The sequence below is a fragment of the Caulobacter sp. GW821-FHT09B08 genome (assembly GCF_059418225.1).
The window spans coordinates 149,810-168,700 of sequence record NZ_JBWKPL010000007.1; the positions used below are offsets into that span (position 1 = coordinate 149,810).

An 18,891-nucleotide genomic window follows, 5' to 3' on the forward strand; every position below is an offset into this window, starting at 1 on the left:
GGGGGAGGAGAAGAAAACCCCTACCGCTTCAGCGAGAAGGTCACGCCGTAGTAGCGCGGGTTGCCGGCGATGAAGGTGGGGATGCCGAAGGCGTCGCCGGTGTTGCCGGCGTCCTTGATGTACTTCTCGTCGGTGGCGTTGGTGACGAAGGCGCCGACCTTCCAGTGGGCGAAGGACGGCTGGTACTCCAGGCGCAGGTCGACGAGGCCGTAAGAGTCCTGGAACTCGTCGCGCACCAGGTCGGGCAGCAGGTTGCTGACCTGCAGCGAGGCGATGTCGTTGTCGTCCGAGAAATAGACCTTGGACTGCCAGGTGTAGGTCGGGGTGAAGCTGAAGCGGCCCTTCAGGGCTTCGGCCGACAGGGTGGCGCCGGCCGAGATCTTGTGGTCGGGCGACAGGCGGAAGCGGTTGCCGTCGTAGATGCCGGTGTCGAAGCGGCCGTGGCTGTAGGCGTAGTTGGCGAACAGCTGGGCGAAGGACGCCGCCTCCCAGATCGCCTGGCCCTCGAAGCCGTAGGTCTTGGCCTTGCCGGCGTTGGTGGTGGTCGGCTTGGTGTTGACCAGGATCGTGGTCTGGAAGTTGTCGTAGTCGTAGGCGTAGACCGCACCCTCCAGGCTCAGGCGACCGCCCAGGGTGCGGGTCTTGGCGCCGACCTCGAAGGAATCCACCGTCTCGGCCGAGACCGGGGTGAACTTGGCCGCGCCGCCGGGGGCCGACGGCTGGCCGGTCGACAGCACCTCGGGACGGCGGCCCCGGGCGTAGGAGGCGTAGAGGCTGGTGTTGGGAGTCGGCTTGTAGCGGCCCACCAGGCGCCAGGTCAGGCCCTCGTCGGAGAAGTCCTTGGAATAGACGTCGCCGTTGTTGCTGGTGGGCTGGGAGACGATGCCGAACATCGGGATCGGATAGCCGGCCGAGGTCGGGATGTTGGCCGCGCCGGGCGTGGCCAGGCCCTGGATGAAGCCGGCCTGCTGGGCGGGCGTCAGGGTGGGCAGGATCGAAGGCAGGGCGATCAGGGCGCCCAGGATCGAGCGATCGTCGACGCTGGAGCCGTAGCCGCTGGATTTCTCATCGTGGGTGTAGCGCAGGCCCGCCGAGATCTCGAACTGCTCGTTCAGGCGCCAGGTGGCGTCGCCATAGACGTCGAACGACTGGGTCGTGCCGTAGTTGGTGTAGCGCTCGCGGTGGGCGTGCAGGTTATTGGCGATGCCCTGGGCGGCCGCGCCGGTGATGGCCCCGCCGCTGAGGCCGGTGACCAGGGCCGACAGGAAGGCGTTGTTGGTGAGCAGCGCGGTCGGCTGCGGATTGGGCTTGGTCAGCTGGCCGGTGATCAGGGCCAGGGCGTAGCGCTCGTCGATCTGCGAGTCGACCAGGGTGCGGGCGTCCTCGTCGAAATAGCTGACGCCCGCGAAGGCGCTGATCGGGCCGCCGGCGTCGTAGTTCAGGCGGAACTCCTGGCTGTACTGCCGGCCGCGCGCGTCCTCGGCGAAGGTCAGCATCGGCAGGGCGAAGCCGTCCGGATCGAACACTTCGGTGGCCTGGAAGCGGCGGGCCGCCGTGATCGACGACAGTTTCCAGGCGTCGTTGAAGCGGTAGTCGACCAGGGCCGTGGCGCCCGAGACGAAGCGCTTGAGGCCCAGCTGCGCGCCGCCCAGGAAGCCGGGACCGGCCGACAGGGCCGCGCCGGTGTTGGGATCGCGGTCGCCGATGGCCTGGCCGGTGGCCGTGTTGGTCGGGTTGAAGGTGTTGGACTTGAACGATGTGCCGGTCGGATGGTCGGCCTGGTAGTTCAGGATCAGGTCGGCGTTGAACTTGTCGGTCGGCGACCAGTGGGCCGACAGGCGCAGGGCGCCGGTGTCGGTCGAACCCAGGTTGCGGCCGCCCGCCAGGTTCTCGATGGCGCCGTCGCGCTCCTTGTAGCGGCCGGCCAGGCGGATGGCGAAGGTGTCGCCGACCGGCACGTTGGCCATGCCCTCGAACAGGCCGTAGCCGTGGTCGCCGCCCTCCGCCGCCAGACGCCAGTCCAGCGCCTTGGGGTCGGCCTTGTTCTGGATGATGTTGACCGCGCCGATCAGGGCGCCGCGGCCGAACAGGGTCGATTGCGGCCCCTTGGCCGCCTCGATGCGCTGGACGTCGAACAGCTCGACGTACGAGCCGCGCGACTTGGAGATCGACACGCCGTCCTGGAAGATCGACACGCGCGGCTCGACCGTGGCCTCGCCGCTGTCGGAGGTGATGCCGCGCATCACGAAGCCGGGGTTGTTGGGCGACTGGTTCTGCACCTGGAAGCCGGGCACGAACAGCGACAGCTTGTCGAACTCCTGCACGCCCAGCTTTTCCAGCGTGTCGCCCGAATAGGCGGTCAGGGCGATCGGAACGTCGAGGGTCTTCTGCTCGCGCTTCTGGGCGGTGACGACCAATTCCTCGATGGTGGTCGGGTCGGCCGGCGCGGTTTCGGCGGCTTGGGCCGTGGCCGCGACGAGGGCCAGGCTGCTGACAGCCCCCATGAGCAAGGTGGTGCGGATCGCGCGCATCGACTATCCCCTCAAATACGCAAGGCTTAGGAACCTGAGCCGTTAGGCGTTGGCGATGTCGTCGATGCGACGCACATATGACGGAGCCATGAAGAAGCCTTGATCCAGCCGACCGCCCAGGCCCCAGACCCGATCGATGATGAAATCGACGACATCGACGCCCCTCAAACGGGCGTTGGCGAGACGCTGCGGGTCGAACTGGACGCCGACCTGGCCGGCCAGCGGCTGGACAAGGCGCTGGCGACCGCCGCTCCGGACCTGTCGCGGGCTCGCCTGCAGGCCCTGATCGCGGCCGGACAGGTGTTTCTGGTCGCGGACGGCCGCGAGCCCCGCGCCATGACCGACGGCAAGGCCAAGGCCCCGGCCGGGACCTACGAGGTGCGGGTGCCGCCGCCCGTGGCCGCCGAGCCCGAGCCCGAGGACATCCCCCTGGCCGTGCTCTACGAGGACAACCACCTGATCGTGGTCGACAAGCCCGCCGGCATGGCCGCCCACCCCGCGCCGGGCTGCGAGACCGGCACCCTGGTCAACGCCCTGCTGTTCCACTGCGGGGCCAGCCTGTCGGGGATCGGCGGCGTAGCCCGGCCCGGCATCGTCCACCGCCTGGACAAGGAGACCTCGGGCGTGATGGTGGCGGCCAAGACCGACGCCGCCCACCAGGGGCTGTCGGCCCTGTTCGCCGAGCACGACATCGACCGCATGTACCTGGCCCTGACCCGGAGCGCGCCATCTCCGGCCGCCGCCACCATCGTCACCCGCATCGGTCGCTCGCCCGGCGACCGCAAGAAGATGGCGGTGCTGAAGGCCGGCGGCCGCGAGGCGATCACCCACTACAAGGTCGAGAAAAGCTTCGGCCCGCCCGACAAGCCGCTGGCCTCGCGCGTGGCCTGCCGCCTGGAAACCGGCCGCACCCACCAGATCCGCGTGCACATGGCCAGCAAGGGCAGCCCGTGCCTGGGCGATCCGGTCTACGGCGCCGGCGCCCCGGCCGCGCCGGTCAAGGCCGCGCTCACCGCCATCGGCTTCTCGCGCCAGGCTCTGCACGCGGCCGTGCTGGGCTTCGTCCATCCGATCACCGGCGAGACGCTGCGGTTCGAGACCCCTCTGCCGCCGGACATGGCGGCCCTGGAGGCGGCGCTGGAGGCCCTCTGACGGGGAGCTTCGCCTTGCAACCTGGATACATTCAGGCCCTAATTCGGTTACAGACCACGCTCAAAGTGGCGGGGTCGGAGGTTTCGTCCATGTTCGCGTCCCGCATCGCCCTGCCCGCCCTGATCGCCGTTTCGCTGGCCCTGCCCGGTGCGGCGTTCGCCCGTCCGGCCGCGCCTTCCGCCGACGACGAGGTGGTGACCACCGCCGGCGCCCGCGCCACCCGCCCGCCGACCGAGGCCGAGCTGGAGAAGGCCAAGGCCGACGCCCAGGCCCGCGCCGAGGCCGAACGCGCCAAGCCGGCGCCCGTCGACCCGCTCTCGGCCTGGATGGCCCAGGCCCCGCCGCTCGGGGGCGATCCCATCGACTACACCCCGCGCGCCGAACGCGACGTGAACGGCTACCCCCTCGACAAGGACGGCAAGCGCCAGGTCCACGGCGAGGTCGGCGCCAGCATCGGCACCGGCGGCTATCGCAGCGGCTACGCCTCGGCCCTGATCCCCATCGGCGAGACCGGCACCCTGGGCGTGGCCGTCAGCCAGACCGACTTCGGCAAGCACGGCGGTTATGTCTATGACGGGTACGGCTATGGCGGCGGCTACGGCGGCTATGGCTACGGCCGGCGCGGCGGGACCTCGCAATCCCTGGCCCTGTCGTTGGACATGCGCGGCGGCTCGGGCCGGAGCAAGTCCGACACTCCCGACGGCTGCGCCCCCGGCTTCCGCGACGGCGACCGCTATGTCGAGCCCCTGTGGGTGACCCAGATGCGCGGCGACCGCGCCTGCGACGCGGCCTCGCCCGAGGGGCGCTAACTCTTCTTCCTGTCATCCCGGACGAGCGCGCAGCGCGAAGATCCGGGACCGACGCCTGAGCTCAGCGCTCCAGGTCGGTCCCGGATCGGCGCCCGGCGTCGCCGGGCTTGTCCGGGATGACAATGCAAATTATCGCTGAGACTTATCGCCTCGGGGGCGAGCTTGGTGGCGCGGCGTTCGCCGATACTTAAGAGCTTGCGGTCAAGGTGCCCGCCTCAGGGCGTCATCGGACCGATCTATGCAGCCGGAAATCACCGCTTTCCATCACCCCGCCACCGGGCGGGTGACCTATCTGATCGCCGATCCGGCCACCTTGCTCTGCGCCTTCGTCGATCCGGTGCTCGACTACGATCCCCTGACCCAGGCGGTCGACACCGGCTTCATGGACGCCATCATCGCCCAGGTGCGCGAAAAGGACCTGGGCCCGACCTGGATCCTGGAGACCGGCGTCCACACTGACCATCTGTCGGCCGCCGGCCACGTCAAGTACGAGACCGGCGCCTCGATCTGCATCGGCGCGGGCGTGCTGGACAGCCTCAAGCGGCTGGTCCCGGTGCTGGGCTCCGACGGCGTCGACCTGGAAGGCTGGGACTTCGACAAGCTGGCCCAGGACGGCGAGGCCCTGCCCATGGGCGGGATCGAGATCACCGCCATCGCCCTGCCCGGCCGCCTGCCCGGCGCCACCGCCTACCAGATCGGCGACGTGGTCTTCACGGGCTCGGCCATTCTCGCGCCCGACCAGGGCCTCCCCGACAGCGACGCCCCGGGGGCCGACGCCGCCGGCCTGCACGCCGCCGCCCGCCAGCTGCTGGCCCTGCCGCCGGAAACCCGCCTCCTGCTGGGCCAGGCCGAAGCGACCGCCTGCGACAGCACCGTCGCCGCCCAGAAGGTCGGCAACATCGACGCCGGCGACGCCGTTTCGGCCGAGGCCTTCGTGGCCCGCCGCGCCGGCGCGGTCTCGCCGCCCGGTCCGCTGGCCGCCCCGGCCCTGCAGGTCGGGATCCGCGCCTTCCGCCTGCCGCCGCAGGGCGAGGACGGCAAGCGCTTCCAGACCGTCGACGTCAGTTCCATTTAAAAACGCACTTGCCATGCGCCCGCCTCGCCGGATAGATGCTTCGCACGCGAAGAATCCGGAGACCCCGCCATGGCCGAAGACAAGAGCGCAGAACTGACCGCCGCCCAAGCCGACAACCTGCCGGGCCTGCTGGGCCTGGAATGGAAGGAAGCCGTCTCGGGCCGCGTCACCGGCCGCATGACCGTGGCCAAGCACCACATGGCGCCGAACGGCTTCCTGCACGCCGCCAGCGTCATCGCCCTGGCCGACAGCGCCTGCGGCTACGGCTGCGTGGTTTCGCTGCCCCAAGGCGCCAGCGGCTTCACCACCATCGAGCTGAAGTCCAACTTCCTGGGCACCGCGCGCGTCGGCGAAGGCGTGGCCTGCGAGGCCACCCTGGTCCACGGCGGCCGCAATACCCAGGTCTGGGACGCCGTCGTCACCGCCGAGGCCACCGGCAAGACCATCGCGCTTTTCCGCTGCACCCAGATGGTTTTGTACCCAAGGCCTGAGGCGCGGCGGGCCCCGGCGCGGTGGGATGTGGAAAACCGGCCGCCGCGACATAAAAGCTTGTCACAGGCTCTTGCGCTCTTGGAACGACGCCGCTAGGTATCCCGCCCTCACTCAAGGCCGCTCCCGGGCGGCCCGCGAAGACCCCCTGGAGAGGTGGCAGAGTGGTCGAATGTACCGCACTCGAAATGCGGCGTGCCTGGAAGGGTACCGTGGGTTCGAATCCCACCCTCTCCGCCATATCCTGAAAATAAGTAGCTGATCCAAGAGACCAGCGGCCCGGTGAAAGCCGACGCTCGCCCCTTGCTCTGCGGCTCGGGTAAGAGCGGGGTCGGGGCAGAGGTCCCTCTGCCCCTTTCCGTCAATCGGCTACGATTCAGCCGGCTTCGGAATGCGCCGGAGGTGACGTTCGACGGCGATCACCAGGAACAAGAACATCACCACCAGGAAACCGCCGAAGATGTAGACGGCCTGCATGAGCTTTGGCCCGCCGCTGCTCTTGATGGCTTCACGGCGGTTCTTCTCGGCCATGGCCTTGTCATTAACCTCCGCGGTCTTCCGGAGCCATAGCGTACGGAATCCGGCGTCAAACTCTGCGAACGCCTGGCCTGGCCCCTTGATACCGTCCGGATAGGCCGGCTGGCAGTCCTGAACCGGCATTGGGCGGATCACCGGACATCCGATGGGCGACTGCCACCACTCATCGCAATTCGAGCTCAGCGAGTCCCAGACCCGGCGGTTCACGTAGCGCGTCGAGCACGACTTGGCCGTCTTCTCCGCCGCGCGGTATTTCGTCAGCTGAGCAATATAGACCGGCGTCGCCGAAACGCCCCGGGCCGCCGCCGTAATTTGCATGGCGAAGTCCGCATCATGGGCGAAAGCGGCGAGCGTTGCGTCCTCGCCCGTGGCAAAATTCTCAACGGTGTAGCCCAGCCGGGTCGCCAGGTCGGACTTCGAGAGGATCGGGTCTTCGGGTTTGCGATACTTGGCTGCACTATCGCGATAGACAGCGTAATAGGCCTCGAAAGGCCCGGCGAGGAACGCCGCATGTTCCTTCTTGGCCGCGTCGGGGATCGCCTCGAGTCCCTGGTCCGCCGCGTCCTTCTCTTTCTGCTTTTGCGCCAATTCAGTCGCGACTTCCGTAGGCGCGACAATCACCTTTTCCGTCTCGACCTTGGTCGAGGTCATGAGACTAGTCAGCCCGTTGAAGGCGACCACGGCCGCCACGATCAAGGCGATGGTGGCGAATACGAGCACGATGATCCGCAGGATCGCCAGGTAGACGACCTCCAACCGGTCTGCGCCGGCCAACAACTTTTCCATTTAAGCCCCCCAATGAACCACTGGAGGGCGTGTTATGGTCCGACGTTCCACGTACGGTAAAGCTTGTTTTTAGATACGCTCACGGATGGCTTGCCGACGCCTGAGGGCTAGCCGCCCATCCAAGATCCAATAGACAGCCACCACTGTACGGCGCCACTTGCCGGCATTCTCCTGGAACCGCTCCTTCGGAGAAGCCGAAACGGCCGGCCCGGATCACCGGGCCGGCGCGCTTGCGGGGTGGTTAGACGAGGATCGTCTCGACCTCGACATTGCCCTTCACGGCCTTCGAGTAGGGGCAGATCTCGTGGGCGGCGTGGAGCAGCTGGGTGGCGATCTCGCGGTCCAGGCCGGGGACGGTGACGTTCAGGCGGCCCTTCAGGAAGAAGCCGTCGGCGCCGTTGAGCAGCTGGATCTCCGCATCGACCGACGGGTGGGCCGGCAGGACGATCTTGCGCTGATGGGCGGCCAGTTCGAAGGCGCCCAGGTAGCAGGTCGACCAGGCCGCGCCGAACAGGTTCTCGGCGGCCGGGTGCGGCTGGGCCAGCTTGACGTCCACGACGCCGTTGTCGCTGCGGGCGGCGCCGTCGGGGCCGCTGGTGATGTGGGTCTTGCCGGTGAACAGAACCTTGGCGGTCATGGCGGGTTTCCTTCTGTCTGAATTTATATCGCATCCGATCCAATCGGACGCGCTGTAATTAGTCGCATGCGATCGACCTGTCAACATCCTTCCGATTTAATCGGATGCGATTTATATAGAGGGCGACCCGTCACGCTCCCGAGGCGACCGCCATGCCCACCTCACCGCCCCCCTCGCCACCTGTCGCCTCGCCCACTGGAGGCCCAAAGCTCTCCAACTTCCTGTGCTTCGCCGTCTATTCGGCGAACCTGGCGTTCGGCCGCGCCTACAAGCCGATCCTGGAGGCCCTGGGCCTGACCTACACCCAGTACATCGCCCTGGTGGCCCTGGCCGAGGAGGACGACCAGACGGTAGGGGCGCTGGGCGAGAAGCTGTTCCTGGAGTCCAACACCCTGACCCCCCTGCTCAAGAAGCTGGAGCAGGCCGGCTATGTCAGCCGCCGCCGCGATCCGGCCGACGAGCGCCAGGTGCGGATCGGCCTGACGCCCGCGGGCCGCGCCCTCTTGGAGACCGATCCGAACATCTCGCTGGTCGAGGCCACGGGCCTGGGCGACGACTTTCCGGCCGTGCAGGAAAGCGTGACCCGCCTGCGCGACAACCTGATGCGCGCCACCAAGCCGGCGAAGGGCGCGGCATGAGCCGCCCCTGGTGGAAGGACGCGGTCGTCTACCAGATCTATCCGCGCTCGTTCATGGACTCGAACGGCGACGGGGTCGGCGACCTGCCGGGGATCCTCCAGCGGCTGGACCACCTGAAAGATCTGGGCGTCGACGTGGTGTGGCTCAGCCCCCACTTCGACAGCCCTAACTCCGACAACGGCTACGACATCCGCGACTACCGCAAGGTGATGGCGGAGTTCGGGACCATGGCCGATTTCGACGCCCTGCTGGCCGGGATGACGGCGCGGGGCATGCGACTGATCATCGACCTGGTGGTCAACCATTCCAGCGACGAACACGCCTGGTTCGTGGAGAGCCGGTCGAGCCGCGATAACCCCTACCGCGACTACTACATCTGGCGCGACCCGGGTCCGCACGGCGGCCCGCCCAACAACTACGACGCCTTCTTCGGCGGCCCGGCCTGGACCTTCGATGAAGGCAGCGGCCAGTACTACCTGCACTATTTCGCCGCCAAGCAGCCCGACCTGAACTGGGAGAACCCCAAGGTCCGCGAGGAGGTCCATGACCTGATGCGGTTCTGGCTCGACAAGGGCGTGTCGGGCTTCCGCATGGACGTGATCCCGTTCATTTCGAAGCAGCCGGGGCTGCCGGATCTGACGCCATCGGAGCGCCGCGCCCCGCAGTTCGTCTATGCCGCTGGGCCGAAGCTGCACGACTATCTGCGCGAGATGCGCCGCGAGGTGTTGGATCACTACGACACCCTGACCGTCGGCGAGGCCTTCGGGGTCACGCCCGACGGGGCCCGCGACCTGATGGACAGTCGGCGCGGCGAGCTGAACCTGGTGATCAATTTCGACATCGTGCGGATGGACATCGACGGCTGGCGCAAGACCACCTGGACCCTGCCCCGGCTGAAGGCGCTCTACACCCAGCTGGACCAGGCGGCCGGGCCATTCGGCTGGAACACCCAGTTCCTGTCCAACCACGACAATCCGCGCTCGGTCTCGCACTTCGGCGACGACGATCCGGCCTGGGTCGAGCGCTCGGCGAAAACGATCAACACCCTGATCCTCACCCAGCGCGGCACGCCGTTCCTCTACCAGGGCGAGGAGCTGGGCATGACGAACTATCCGTTCGCGACCCTGGAAGACTTCGACGACCTGGAGGTGGCCGGCCGCTGGAAGGACGTGAAGCACCGGGTGTCTGAGGCGGAATACCTGGCCAACGCCCGGGCCATGGGCCGCGACAACAGCCGTACGCCGATGCAGTGGACCGCTGGCCCAAACGGCGGCTTCACGACGGGCAAGCCCTGGCTGGCGGTCAATCCGAACACGGCGGCGATCAATGCGGAAGACCAGGCCGCGCGGCCGGACTCGGTGTTGGCCCACACCCGCGCCCTGATCGCCTTCCGCCGGGGCTCGGTCGACCTGCGCGAGGGCGACTATCGCGACATCGACCCCGACCATCCGCAGGTCTTCGCATATCGCCGAGGCGGCCTCTTGGTACTGCTGAACTTCGGGCGGGAGCCGGTGCGCTACGTCGTTCCCGCCGAACATGCGATCAAAGGCGTCGCCTTCGGGACCGCCGAGGTCGAGGGCCAGACCGTGAGCCTGGCCGGCTGGACCTCGGCGATCCTGGCGGTGGCTTAGACGCGGGGCGGGTCGAGGAAGGTGTGAAGGGCGACGATCTTGCCGCCCTCGACCACGATCTCGTCCCGGCCGGTGATCCGGGCGGGATCGTCCGGCGGCCCGAAGGCCCAGGACAGGCAGCCGCCGTCCTCCAGGACATCGGGCGCGCCGATCTCCGAGAAGACGTAGTCCGGGAACCGGGCTTGCAGCGCGGCGACCGCCTGTTTCAGGCCGCGATGGCCGACGTGGGCGCCGTGCGGATCGGAGAAGACCGCGTCGGGGGCGTACAGCGCCCGGATCGCGACCGCGCGCTTGGCCGGATCACGCTCGCCGAACACCTCGTGGAGGTTGCGGGTCAGCAGGGTTTCGATGGACATGACCGCCTCCCTCAGACCTGGGCCACGCCGCCGTCGATGGCCAGCTCCGAGCCGGCCATGAAGGCGGAGTCGTCCGAGGCCAGGAACAGCACGGCCTTGGCCACCTCGTCGGGCTCGGCGACGCGGCCGATCGGCACCTGGCCGGCCATGTAGTCGAGCAGGCCCTGCTGCGCGGCGGGGTCCGTACCGGCCAGCTCGACCAGGCCCGGGGTGCGGATCGGGCCGGGGCTGACCACGTTGACGCGGATGCCGCGGTCCTTCAGGTCCAGGGTCCAGCTGCGGGCCAGGTTGCGCACGGCGGCCTTGGAGGCGCTGTAGACGCTGAAATTGGCCGTGCCGGTGCTGGCCGTGGTCGAGCCGGTCAGGATCACGCTGGCCCCGTCGCGCAGCAGCGGCAGCGCCTTCTGCACGGTGAAGATCACGCCCTTCACGTTGCGGCCGAAGATGTCCTCGTACTGTTCCTCGGTGATCGCGCCCAGGGGCAGCATGTCGCCGCCGCCGGCGTTGGCGAACAGGGCGTCGATCTGGGCGTGGCGCTGCTGGACGGCGTCGTAGAGGCGGTCGATGTCGGCCAGCTTGGACATGTCGGCCTGGACGCCGACGGCCTTGCCGCCGATCGCCTTCACCGCCGCGTCCAGCTCGGCCTGGCGACGGCCGGTGACGAACACCATGGCTCCCTCGGCCGCGAACTGCTTGGCGGTGGCCAGGCCGATGCCGCTGGTGCCGCCGGTGACGACCACAACCTTGTTTTCGAACTTGCCGCTCATCTGAAGTCTCCTTGGCTTGTGCGGCGAACCGTTCGCCGTGGACAAGGAGATGCGCTTGGAACGATCTGGCCGGTAGCCAGGCAATGCGGTACTAAATGTTCCAGATTTGGAACGATCCATGCCCGACCTCAACGACTACCTGCTGTACGCCGCCGTAGTCAGCCATGGCGGCTTCGCCCCCGCCGGCCGCGCCCTGCGTCAACCGAAGTCGACGCTGAGCCGCCGGATCGCCCAGCTGGAGGCGCGGCTGGGCGTGCGGCTGATCGAGCGCACCACCCGCCGCTTCCGCGTCACCGAGGTGGGCCAGGCCTTCTACGAGCGCTGCCGGATCGTGGCCCTGGACGTCGAGCAGGCCGACGCCGTCGCCGCCGAGGCCAAGAGCGAGCCGCACGGGGTGATCCGCTTCAGCTGTCCCACCGGCCTGGTCGAGACCCTGTCGGCCAGCCTGCCGCAGTTCCTGGCGCGGTTCCCCAAGGTGCGGCTGCAGGTGATCGCCGTCGACCGCGCCGTGGACCTGATCGACGAGCGCATCGACGTGGCCTTGCGGGTACGGACGGCGCTGACCACCGACGCGGCCCTGACCATGCGCACCCTGGGCCGCTCGCGCCGGATCCTGGTGGCCGGGCCGCAGTTGGCGGCGCGCTGCGCCGGGCTGGGGATCGAGGGGCTCGAGAGCCTGCCCACCCTCAGCCCCACCGACCAGTCGGGCGAGCTGACCTGGGACCTGCTGGGTCCGGACGGCGCGACGTGCGCGGTCCGGCACGAGCCGCGCATGACCTGCGGCGACTTCCTGGCCCTGCGCGACGCCGCGGCCGCCAACGCCGGCGTCGCCTTCCTGCCCGACCACGTCTGCCGGACCGACCTGGCGACTGGCCGCCTGGTCCACGTCTTTCCCGAGTGGCGCTCGGAGGACGGGATCGTCCACATCGTCTTCACCACCCGCCGCGGCCTGCCGCCGGCGGTGCGGGCCTTCATCGACCACCTGGCCCTGGTGTTCAGCCGCGACCGGCCGGTGGGGTAGGGCCAAAACGCAAAAAGGGCGCCCGTCGGTGACGGACGCCCCTTCCACAGTCTCGAGCCGAAAAGCCTAGGCCTTGAAGAAGGCCAGCAGGTCGGCGTTGATGACCTCCGGATGGGTGGTGGCCATGCCGTGCGGCAGGCCCGGATAGGTCTTCAGCGTGCCCTTCTTGAGCAGCTTGATGCCGATCAGGGCGCTGTCGGCGATCGGCACGATCTGGTCGTCCTCGCCGTGCATCAGCAGCACCGGCACGTCGACGCTCTTGAGGTCCTCGGTGAAGTCGGTTTCCGAGAAGGCCTTGATGCAGTCGTAGTGGGCCTTGGTGCCGCCCATCATGCCCTGGCGCCACCAGTTCTCGACCACGGCTGGCGACACCTTCGCGCCCGGACGGTTGAAGCCGTAGAAGGGCCCTGCGGCCACGTCGTGGAAGAACTGGGCGCGGTTGGCCAGCTGGGCGGCGCGGAAGCCGTCGAACACCTCCAGCGGCAGGCCGCCCGGGTTCTTGTCGGACTTGACCATGATCGGCGGCACCGCGCCGATCAGCACGGCCTTGGACACCCGGCCCGGCTTGGCGCGGGCCACATAGTGGATCACCTCGCCGCCGCCGGTGGAGTGGCCCACGTGGATGGCGCCCTTCAGGTCCAGGTGGTCGGTCAGGGTGGCGACGTCGGCGGCGTAGGTGTCCATCTCGTTGCCGGTGTCGGTCTGGCTGGACCGGCCGTGACCGCGACGGTCATGGGCGATGACGCGGAAGCCCTGCAGCAGGAAGAACATCATCTGGTTGTCCCAGTCGTCCGCGCTCAGGGGCCAGCCGTGGTGGAACACGACGGGCTGGGCGGTCTTGGGACCCCAGTCCTTGTAGAAGATCTGCGTGCCGTCCTTGGTGGTGACGAAACCGCTGCTCATTTTGCTGTCTCCGGGGGTTTGGGGCGAAGCCTTGGGGGTCGCCGCGGACGCGGACGACGGCGCGAGGGCGGGCAGCGAAGCCGCCACGGCCAGGCCCAGGCCGCCTACGACGACGCCGCGCCGCGAGGCGCCCTTGTCGTCGGACGTCGAAGAGCTGTCGGGGGGAGTGGTCATGAGGCCCGTCCTTGCGATGTCGAGAAGACCCGGCCGTCGGCCGAGCGCGACGGGACCTTAGGCGGCCTCCGCCCGCCCGGCTTGGACGTGCCTGCCGTGACTTGAAGGTTCCCCGCCCTCGAAGGCTCCGGCGCTCTGTCGGCTATGGGACGGAGACGTTGCGAATCTTCAAGCCGGGCCGCCCGACGCGAGTCCAGTCTGTCGGCTATCGTCGGGCCGGTCGTCGCGCCCGACCGCTTGTACAAGGAGGCCGCCCATGAGCGAGGCCCTCGTCATCGACACGCCGGACGGCGCTTTCCAGGCCCTCGTCGTGCGTCCCCCGGCCGCCCCCGGACCGGCCACGCCGGCCCCGGTGGTCGTGGTCATCCAGGAGATCTTCGGCGTCAATGACGGCATCCGGCTGATCGCCGGCGAGCTGGCCGCCCAAGGCTATATCGCCGTCTGCCCCGACATGTTCTGGCGCTTCGAGCCGGGGCTTTCGATGTCGGAGCACAGCGAGGCCAACTGGGCGAAAGCCATCGACTTCTACACCCGCTACGACTTCGACAAGGGCGTGTCCGACGTGGTGGCCACCATCGCCAAGGCCCGCACTCTGGAGGGGGCCTTGGGCAAGGTCGGGGTCACCGGCTACTGCCTGGGCGGACTGATGACCTTCCGGGCCATGGCGGCCAGCGACGCCGAGGCGGGCGTGGCCTATTACGGCGGCGGCACCGAGCGCTACGTGGCCGAGGGCGAGCGGATCACCAAGCCCCTGCTGATGCACCTGGCCGGCGACGACGAATATATCGGCCCCAAGGCCCAGGCGACGATCCACGCGGCCCTGGACGGCAATCGGCTGATCGAGATCCACACCTATCCAGGCCGCAACCACGCCTTCGCCCGCCCCGGCGGCGACCACTACGACGAAGCCGACGCCAAGCTGGCCAACGGCCGCACGGCGGCGTTCTTCAAGGCGCATTTGTTGGACTAGAAACCCCAAAGCCTGTCATCCCGGACAAGCGCGCAGCGCGCCGATCCGGGACCGATGCGGGAACTCAGCGCTTCGGGTCGGTCCCGGATCTTCGCCCTTCGGGCTTCGTCCGGGATGACAGCTTGGAGGGCGCCCCTACGCCGGCAGCAGGCACCGCACGGCTTCGCCGATCCGCTCGGCGTCGGGGCCCAGCACCACGTGCACGGACCGCTCGCCGACCCGGACCACGCCGCGCGAGTCCAGGGCCTTCAACGCCGCCTCGTCGACGGCGGCGTTGTCGCGCACCACCAGGCGCAGGCGGCTGGAGCAGGCCCCGACCGCCTCGACATTGGCCATGCCGCCCAGGGCCGCCACCAGGGTCTCGGCCCGGGCGTCGTCGGCGGCGGTGGGCAGGGCCGAGGCCTTGGCCGGAGCGGCGGCGGGTTTGGCGACCACGGCTTTCACCGGACCGCCGGCCATGGCCGCGCGGATCTCGCCGGCCACCTGGTCGGCGATGGGACCCAGCACGACCTGCAGCGCCTTGTCCGACGGCTTGACGATCCCCCGCGCGCCCAGGGCCTTGAGGGCCGGCTCGCTGGCCAGGGACTGGTCGACGACGATCAGGCGCAGGCGGGTGGTGCAGGCGTCGACGCTGGTCAGGTTGCCCGCCCCGCCCAGAGCCGCCAGGAAGTCGGCGCCGCGTCCGCCGCCGGTCGCCACCGGCTCGGCCAGCGCCTCGTCGTCGGCCTCGCGGCCCGGGGTCTTCAGGTCGAACTTGACGATGAAGAAGCGGAAGAGGCCGTAATAGACCCCGGCATAGAGCGCCCCTAGCGGCAGCAGCCACAGCGGATGGGTGGCCTTGCCGAAGTTCAGCACATAGTCGAACAGGCCCGCCGAGAAGGTGAAGCCCAGCTTGATGTCCAGGGCGTTCATCGCCGCCATGGCCACGCCCGTCAGCACCGCGTGCACGGCGTAGAGCACCGGGGCCAGGAACATGAAGCTGAACTCGATCGGCTCGGTCACGCCGGTCAGGAACGAGGTCAGGGCCAGCGAGGTCAGCATGCCGCCGACCGCCTTTTTCTTCTCCGGCCGGGCGGTGTGGTACATGGCCAGGCACGCGGCGGGCAGGCCGAACATCATCACCGGGAAGAACCCGCTCATGAAGGCCCCGGCGCTGGGGTCGTCGGCGAAGAACCGCCGGAGATCCCCGGTGGCCCCGTGATAGTCGCCGATCACGAACCAGGCGATGTTGTTGAGGATGTGGTGCAGGCCGGTGACGATCAGGATCCGGTTCAGGAACCCGTAGACCAGAAGGCCCAGCTCGCCCGAGCCGACGATGGCCCGGCTGGCCCCGTCGACCACCCCGTTGATGCCGTCGTAGCCCAGGCCGATCAGGAAGGCGATGGCCAGGCCCGCCACGCCGCTGATGATCGGCACGAACCGCCGGCCGCTGAAGAAGGCCAGGTATTCGGGCAGCTTGAAGGTGGAAAAGCGGTTGTAGAACACCCCGCCGATCAGGCCGGAGGCGATGCCGATGGGCACGCTGAGCTTGGCCAGGGCCTTGGCCTTGTAGGCCGCTGACGCCAGGCCCGCATGGGCCTCGATCAGGCCGGCGGTGACGTCGGCCGGCACGTGCAGCAGGGCCTTGGCGCCCTCGGTGGCGATCAGGAAGCAGACCACGCCGGCCAAGCCGGCCGCGCCGTTGTTCTCCTTGGCGAAGCCCACGGCCACGCCGATGGCGAAGAGGAGACCGAGGTTGGAGAAGATCGCGTCGCCGGCCGCGGCCACGAAGGCGATGTTCAGCAGGTCCGGCTGGCCCAGGCGAAGCAGCAGTCCCGCCACCGGCAGGACGGCGATGGGCAGCATCAGGGCGCGGCCCAGGGGCTGGAGGAATTCGAGCGGGGACTTCATCGCTTTAAGCTCCAGCCTGGAAGGCTTTGCAAAGATCACGGACGGCTTCCGGCGAGGCCAGTTCCAGGGCCTGGCGGGCCAGGGCCTGGCAAGCCTCGACGTTCAGGGTGCGGACCAGGGCCTTCACTTCCGGCACGGTCGCGGCCGTGGCCGACAGCTCGGTCACACCCAGGCCGACCAGCACCGGCACGGCCACGAGGTCGGACGCCAGGCCGCCGCAGACGCCGACCCAGCGGTGATGCTTGGCCGCGCCCTTGCAGGTCTGGTCGATCATCCGCAGCACGGCCGGATGCAGGGCGTCGATGCGGGCGGCCAGTTCCGGATTGCCCCGGTCCATGGCCAGCACGTACTGAGTCAGGTCGTTGGTGCCCACCGACAGGAAGTCGGCCTCGGCGGCCAGCAGGTCGGCGGTGACGGCGGCGGCCGGGGTCTCGATCATCACCCCCAGCTCGACGCGCTCGGTGATCCCCATCTCGCGCTTGGTCTCGTCCAGCAGGGCGCGCACGGCCCGCAGCTCGTCGAGGCTGGCGATCATCGGGACCATGATCTTGCACTGGCCCAGGGGCTTCACCCGCAGGATGGCCCGCAGCTGGGTCTTCAGCAGGTGCGGCCGCCACAGGCTGACGCGCACGCCGCGCAGGCCCAGGGCCGGGTTCTCTTCCGCCGGGATCGGCAGGTAGGGCGCGGCCTTGTCGCCGCCGACATCCAGGGTGCGGATGATCAGCGGGCGGCCGTCCAGGGCCGAGGCGATGGCCTGGTACTGGCGGGCCTGCTCGTCCTCGTCGGGCGGGGTCTCGCGCTCCAGGAACAGGAACTCGGTGCGCAGCAGGCCGCTGCCCTCCGCGCCGTTGGCGGCGGCGGCCAGGGCGTCGTTCAGCGAGCCGACATTGCCGAACACCTCGATGCGCTGGCCGTCGGCCGTGCGGCTTTCCTGGTGGGCGGCGGCCTTGGCGGCGGCCTTGCGCTCGTGGCGGGCGGCGATGGCGGTCTGGGCGGCGGCCAGCTGGGCCGCGTCGGGGCCGACGCGCAGCGTGCCGTTCTCGGCGTCCAGGATCAGGCCCGCGCCCTCGGTGACGTCCAGCACGCCGGGACCGGCGGCGACGATGGCGGGGATGCCCATGGCGGCGGCCAGGATGGCCACGTGCGAAGTCGGACCGCCCTTGGCCGTGCAGAAGCCCGCCACCTGGCCGGCCTCGACGCCCATCAGTTGGGAGGGCAGCAGTTCGTCGGCCAGCAGGATGGCGCCCTGCGGCAACACCCGGGCCTCGTCCTCCTCGCCGGAGAGGGCGCGCAGCACCTGGCGCTCCAAGTCGATCAGGTCGTCGACGCGCTCGGCCAGGCGACGGTCGCCCAGGCCGCGCAGGGCCTCGACATAGCCGCCGACGGCGCGCCGCCAGGCGAAACCGGCGCTCTTGCCCTCGGCGATCAGCCGGTGGGCCGAGGCGGTCAGTTCGGGGTCTTCCAGGAAGGCCAGGTGGGCGCCCAGGATCGCCTTGCGGGCGGTGTCGCCCTTGGCGGCGGCCTTCTCGATCTTGGCGCGGACCACGGCCAGGGCGTCTTCCAGCGCGCCGCGCTCGAAGCCCATGCCGGCCCCGGCCTCGGCCACCGCGATGTCGGACGACACGAACCGCACGGCCTGGCCGATGGCCAGACCCGGGGCGGCCATCACGCCGCGCAGCAGACCCGGCTCGGCGGGCGGGGCGGCGCGGACGGCTTCGACCACTGCCACCGGCGCGGCGGTCGGCGGCAGGGCCGCGCTCTCGCCCATGCCGCCCTCGATCAGCTCGGCGATGGCGGCGACGGCGAAGTCGGCGTCAGGCCCGCTGGCGGCGATGCTGATGCGGTCGCCATGGCGGATGGCCAGGGACATCACCCCGACGGGGCTCTTGGCGCTGGCCCGGCGATTGACGGCGACCAGGGCCACCTCGGCGGCGAACTTGCGAGCGCTTTCGGCGATGCGGGCGGCGGGACGGGCATGGATGCCGTGCTGCAGCGGCACCACGACCTCGCGCGCCACCTCGCCCTCGGCCACGGCCAGCACCGCGCCGGCGCCGCCGACCGGGGCCAGTTCCATCAGCACGTCGCCGACCTCGGTGGCGTGGTCTTGCTCGCGGCGCACGATCTGGAAGGCGTCGGGATTGGTGATCACCACCGGGGTGATCAGGCTCTTGGCGCGCTGGCTGAGCAGGTCGAGATCGAAGCTGATCAGCCGGTCGCCGGCCTTCACGACGTCGCCGTCCTTGACGTGGACCTCGAAGCCCTCGCCACCCAGGGCCACGGTCTCCAGCCCCACGTGCATCAGGATCTCGGCGCCGTTGTCGGCGCGCAGGGTCACGGCGTGGCGGGTGCCGTGCACGGCGATCACCCGTCCGGCGCAGGGGGCGTGCAGGGTCGAGCCCAGGGGGTCGATGGCCAGGCCGTCGCCCAGCATCCGCTCGGCGAACACCGCGTCGGGCGTCTCGTCCAGCGGAGCGATCCAGCCCTTGAGCGGCGAGGACAGTACGAGATTGGACACCGGTACGCTT

General features: G+C 69.4%; 16 protein-coding genes and 1 tRNA gene. 9 read left to right on the top strand and 8 right to left on the bottom strand.

Annotation, left to right across the window (positions count from 1 at the left end; all coding sequences use genetic code 11):
* Positions 1-20: 20 nt before the first annotated feature.
* The gene (locus tag AC07OA_RS19460) at positions 21-2,531 is read right to left on the bottom strand and encodes a TonB-dependent receptor (protein WP_494665470.1); all 2,511 of its coding nucleotides are present in this window, start codon (positions 2,529-2,531) and stop codon (positions 21-23) included.
* Positions 2,532-2,630: 99 nt separating this feature from the next.
* Between AC07OA_RS19460 and AC07OA_RS19465 the strand changes: the two genes are divergently transcribed.
* From AC07OA_RS19465 to AC07OA_RS19485, 5 genes are all read left to right on the top strand, one after another.
* On the top strand, positions 2,631-3,683 hold the full coding sequence (locus AC07OA_RS19465; RefSeq protein WP_494665471.1) for an RluA family pseudouridine synthase: 1,053 nt from the start codon (positions 2,631-2,633) through the stop codon (positions 3,681-3,683).
* A gap of 89 nt (positions 3,684-3,772) precedes the next feature.
* Positions 3,773-4,492, top strand: a complete 720-nt coding sequence (locus tag AC07OA_RS19470; protein WP_494665472.1) for a hypothetical protein — start codon at positions 3,773-3,775, stop codon at positions 4,490-4,492.
* Positions 4,493-4,730: 238 nt separating this feature from the next.
* A complete protein-coding gene (locus AC07OA_RS19475; RefSeq protein ID WP_494665473.1) occupies positions 4,731-5,567 on the top strand; it encodes an MBL fold metallo-hydrolase in 837 nt (278 codons plus the stop codon).
* Positions 5,568-5,636: 69 nt separating this feature from the next.
* Positions 5,637-6,155, top strand: a complete 519-nt coding sequence (locus AC07OA_RS19480) for a PaaI family thioesterase (RefSeq protein ID WP_494665474.1) — start codon at positions 5,637-5,639, stop codon at positions 6,153-6,155.
* 51 nt (positions 6,156-6,206) lie between these two features.
* A tRNA-Ser gene (locus tag AC07OA_RS19485) sits at positions 6,207-6,296 on the top strand.
* A gap of 129 nt (positions 6,297-6,425) precedes the next feature.
* Here the strand turns inward: AC07OA_RS19485 and AC07OA_RS19490 are convergent.
* Both AC07OA_RS19490 and AC07OA_RS19495 read right to left on the bottom strand, forming a co-directional pair.
* A complete protein-coding gene (locus AC07OA_RS19490) occupies positions 6,426-7,379 on the bottom strand; it encodes a hypothetical protein (RefSeq protein WP_494665475.1) in 954 nt (317 codons plus the stop codon).
* Positions 7,380-7,620: 241 nt separating this feature from the next.
* Positions 7,621-8,016, bottom strand: a complete 396-nt coding sequence (locus AC07OA_RS19495; RefSeq protein ID WP_494665476.1) for an Ohr family peroxiredoxin — start codon at positions 8,014-8,016, stop codon at positions 7,621-7,623.
* Positions 8,017-8,168: 152 nt separating this feature from the next.
* Between AC07OA_RS19495 and AC07OA_RS19500 the strand changes: the two genes are divergently transcribed.
* Positions 8,169-8,654 carry a MarR family winged helix-turn-helix transcriptional regulator gene (locus AC07OA_RS19500; RefSeq protein ID WP_494665477.1) on the top strand — a complete coding sequence of 162 codons (486 nt, stop codon included), beginning with the start codon at positions 8,169-8,171 and terminating at the stop codon, positions 8,652-8,654.
* Positions 8,651-10,285, top strand: a complete 1,635-nt coding sequence (locus AC07OA_RS19505; protein WP_494665478.1) for an alpha-glucosidase — start codon at positions 8,651-8,653, stop codon at positions 10,283-10,285. The genes AC07OA_RS19500 and AC07OA_RS19505 overlap by 4 nt, the downstream gene beginning before the upstream one ends.
* Here AC07OA_RS19505 and AC07OA_RS19510 read toward each other — a convergent pair.
* Complete coding sequence (locus AC07OA_RS19510; protein WP_494665479.1) at positions 10,282-10,641, bottom strand: nuclear transport factor 2 family protein; 360 nt, start codon at positions 10,639-10,641, stop codon at positions 10,282-10,284. The two genes, AC07OA_RS19505 and AC07OA_RS19510, sit on opposite strands and share 4 nt — an antisense overlap.
* An 11-nt stretch (positions 10,642-10,652) precedes the next feature.
* Complete coding sequence (locus AC07OA_RS19515) at positions 10,653-11,408, bottom strand: SDR family oxidoreductase (protein ID WP_494665480.1); 756 nt, start codon at positions 11,406-11,408, stop codon at positions 10,653-10,655.
* Positions 11,409-11,526: 118 nt separating this feature from the next.
* On the opposite strand from AC07OA_RS19515, the gene AC07OA_RS19520 reads away from it, so the two are divergent.
* On the top strand, positions 11,527-12,429 hold the full coding sequence (locus AC07OA_RS19520) for a LysR substrate-binding domain-containing protein (RefSeq protein ID WP_494665481.1): 903 nt from the start codon (positions 11,527-11,529) through the stop codon (positions 12,427-12,429).
* Positions 12,430-12,495: 66 nt separating this feature from the next.
* Here the strand turns inward: AC07OA_RS19520 and AC07OA_RS19525 are convergent, their stop codons facing one another.
* Positions 12,496-13,332: an alpha/beta fold hydrolase gene (locus tag AC07OA_RS19525; protein ID WP_494665617.1), complete on the bottom strand. Its 837-nt coding sequence runs from the start codon at positions 13,330-13,332 to the stop codon at positions 12,496-12,498.
* Between the two features lie 430 nt (positions 13,333-13,762).
* On the opposite strand from AC07OA_RS19525, the gene AC07OA_RS19530 reads away from it, so the two are divergent.
* The gene (locus tag AC07OA_RS19530; protein ID WP_494665482.1) at positions 13,763-14,476 is read left to right on the top strand and encodes a dienelactone hydrolase family protein; all 714 of its coding nucleotides are present in this window, start codon (positions 13,763-13,765) and stop codon (positions 14,474-14,476) included.
* Between the two features lie 135 nt (positions 14,477-14,611).
* Here AC07OA_RS19530 and nagE read toward each other — a convergent pair whose 3' ends face one another.
* Both nagE and ptsP read right to left on the bottom strand, forming a co-directional pair.
* A complete protein-coding gene (gene nagE, locus AC07OA_RS19535; protein ID WP_494665483.1) occupies positions 14,612-16,366 on the bottom strand; it encodes an N-acetylglucosamine-specific PTS transporter subunit IIBC in 1,755 nt (584 codons plus the stop codon).
* A 4-nt stretch (positions 16,367-16,370) separates the two neighbouring features.
* Positions 16,371-18,881 (bottom strand): phosphoenolpyruvate--protein phosphotransferase, encoded by a 2,511-nt coding sequence (gene ptsP, locus AC07OA_RS19540; RefSeq protein WP_494665484.1) that lies wholly within the window; start codon positions 18,879-18,881, stop codon positions 16,371-16,373.
* Positions 18,882-18,891 lie beyond the last annotated feature (10 nt).

Bases quoted from the DNA above. Each gene is read 5' to 3' on its own strand.
- AC07OA_RS19460 (WP_494665470.1), bottom strand. From the start codon at position 2,531: ATGCGCGCGATCCGCACCACCTTGCTCATGGGGGCTGTCAGCAGCCTG.
- AC07OA_RS19470 (WP_494665472.1), top strand. From the start codon at position 3,773: ATGTTCGCGTCCCGCATCGCCCTGCCCGCCCTGATCGCCGTTTCGCTG.
- AC07OA_RS19475 (WP_494665473.1), top strand. From the start codon at position 4,731: ATGCAGCCGGAAATCACCGCTTTCCATCACCCCGCCACCGGGCGGGTG.
- AC07OA_RS19480 (WP_494665474.1), top strand. From the start codon at position 5,637: ATGGCCGAAGACAAGAGCGCAGAACTGACCGCCGCCCAAGCCGACAAC.
- AC07OA_RS19490 (WP_494665475.1), bottom strand. From the start codon at position 7,379: ATGGAAAAGTTGTTGGCCGGCGCAGACCGGTTGGAGGTCGTCTACCTG.
- AC07OA_RS19495 (WP_494665476.1), bottom strand. From the start codon at position 8,016: ATGACCGCCAAGGTTCTGTTCACCGGCAAGACCCACATCACCAGCGGC.
- AC07OA_RS19500 (WP_494665477.1), top strand. From the start codon at position 8,169: ATGCCCACCTCACCGCCCCCCTCGCCACCTGTCGCCTCGCCCACTGGA.
- AC07OA_RS19505 (WP_494665478.1), top strand. From the start codon at position 8,651: ATGAGCCGCCCCTGGTGGAAGGACGCGGTCGTCTACCAGATCTATCCG.
- AC07OA_RS19510 (WP_494665479.1), bottom strand. From the start codon at position 10,641: ATGTCCATCGAAACCCTGCTGACCCGCAACCTCCACGAGGTGTTCGGC.
- AC07OA_RS19515 (WP_494665480.1), bottom strand. From the start codon at position 11,408: ATGAGCGGCAAGTTCGAAAACAAGGTTGTGGTCGTCACCGGCGGCACC.
- AC07OA_RS19520 (WP_494665481.1), top strand. From the start codon at position 11,527: ATGCCCGACCTCAACGACTACCTGCTGTACGCCGCCGTAGTCAGCCAT.
- AC07OA_RS19525 (WP_494665617.1), bottom strand. From the start codon at position 13,332: ATGAGCAGCGGTTTCGTCACCACCAAGGACGGCACGCAGATCTTCTAC.
- AC07OA_RS19530 (WP_494665482.1), top strand. From the start codon at position 13,763: ATGAGCGAGGCCCTCGTCATCGACACGCCGGACGGCGCTTTCCAGGCC.
- nagE (WP_494665483.1), bottom strand. From the start codon at position 16,366: ATGAAGTCCCCGCTCGAATTCCTCCAGCCCCTGGGCCGCGCCCTGATG.